The following is a 1,637-nucleotide window of genomic DNA, read 5'->3' on the forward strand; positions in this document are numbered from 1 at the left end:
CCTTGATTATCAACTTTATCCGAACACCTCCCACATTCATCCGTACATGTGCGGATGAATGTGGGAACCCGATACCCTGAGGGCCGGATCGGCCGGCCCCGGGAGATCGGAGGACGGCATGTCCGGAAAGAAGAAAAGTGGCTCCGCAAGGGCGGTCCCGAGGGCCTACGGAAGGCTCACGAGGCACGAGCGGGACACGGTCCAGAGGATGCTGGAGCGCAGGGCGTCATGCAGGGAGATCGCGAGGGAGCTGGGCAGGTCGCCCTCGACGGTGAGCGCCGAGGTGGCGTCGCACAGGTTCGTGACGGCGCCGAAGGCCAGGCGCGGCGAGCGCGTGGACGCCTCCGCCGACCTGTCGGCGGCCTGCCCGCGCCTGGCGGCGTGGCCGCGATGCTGCAACGGCTGCGGCCGGTACCGCGCGATCGGCTGCAAGCGCCGCCCCCACGTCTTCTACGAGGCCCGGGCCGCGCAGCTGTGCGCCGACTCGGTCCTCGTCTCGTCCAGGCGCGGGATCGACGCCGACGAGCCCGCCGCCGCGGCGAGGCTGGAGGCCATCAGGGACTGCCTGCGCCGGGGGCTGTCGCCCGAGCAGATGGCGGCGCGCAACGGCGGGCCGGTGGACCTGTCTCCCTCGACCATCTACCGCTGGGTCTCGGCGGGCTACGACGGCATGACGAACATGGAGCTCAGGCGGAAGGTCGGCTACAGGCCGAGGAAGCGCGCCGCCGGGCGGGCGGCCACGCGCCACTCCGCCCGCAGGTCGCATGCCGCGTTCCTCGCCCTCGGGGAGGACGCGTGCGCCGCGGCCTGGGAGATGGACACCGTCGAGGGCGCCCGGGAGGACTCCGCGTGCCTGCTCACGCTGCTGCACCGCCCCAGCAGGCTCCAGCTCGCGCTGCCGCTGGAGGAGAAGACCGCCGGGTGCGTCGCGGGCGCCCTGGAGGGCGTCCGGGCCATCCTCGGCGCCGACGGGACGCGCCGCGTGTTCCGCGCCGTCCTCACCGACAACGGCGCCGAGTTCTCCGACGAGGCGGCGATCGCGGCGCTGCTCGGCGAGGGGCCGGGCGAGACGAGGCTGTTCTACTGCGACCCCAGGCGCAGCGACCAGAAGGGCGCCTGCGAGCGCAACCACGTCGAGATCAGGAAGCTGCTGCCCAAGGGCGCCGGAATCAGGTTCGACCGGCTCGCCCCGGCCGACCTGGCGCTGGCCATGTCGCACGTGAACTCCGAGCCCCGCGGCGCGCTCGGCTTCGCGACGCCCGCGCGCGCCTTCAGGGCGATGCTCGGGGAGGACGCGGCGGCGCTGCTGGACGCCTACGGCGTGTGGGACGTGCCGCTCGGCGACCTCGACCTGACGCCGGGACTCATCGAGAGGGCGCGCGCCGAGAGGGGCGATGCCCCGCTGGCCTAGCCTAGGAGAAAAAACGGAATAGACGGACCGACCGTCCGGCTGAGTCTGGGAAGAGGTGCCGGGCGGCGGGCGGAGCATGGCCACCGGACCTATCGAAACACATCTCCACCGTTCCATCAACTGGGAAAACGGCGCCCCCCGGGCCCCGGGAGGGGCCGCGGGGGCGTTCGGCTAGGTGCGGGAATGGCCTATTTGCTCAATGTGTTCGGCTGAGATCGGAAATCAA

1 protein-coding gene is annotated in these 1,637 nt (G+C 71.8%); it reads left to right on the forward strand.

The features are described from left to right. Positions 1-118: 118 nt before the first annotated feature. The gene (locus DXC90_RS09425; RefSeq protein WP_117735746.1) at positions 119-1,411 is read left to right on the forward strand and encodes an IS30 family transposase; all 1,293 of its coding nucleotides are present in this window, start codon (positions 119-121) and stop codon (positions 1,409-1,411) included. Positions 1,412-1,637 lie beyond the last annotated feature (226 nt).

It is taken from the genome of Collinsella sp. TF09-1AT (genome assembly GCF_003436895.1).
In the GTDB taxonomy this organism is placed as follows: domain Bacteria; phylum Actinomycetota; class Coriobacteriia; order Coriobacteriales; family Coriobacteriaceae; genus Collinsella.

What these genes read in the sequence shown, in the direction of transcription:
- DXC90_RS09425 (WP_117735746.1), top strand. Translation starts at nt 119, where the DNA reads ATGTCCGGAAAGAAGAAAAGTGGCTCCGCAAGGGCGGTCCCGAGGGCC.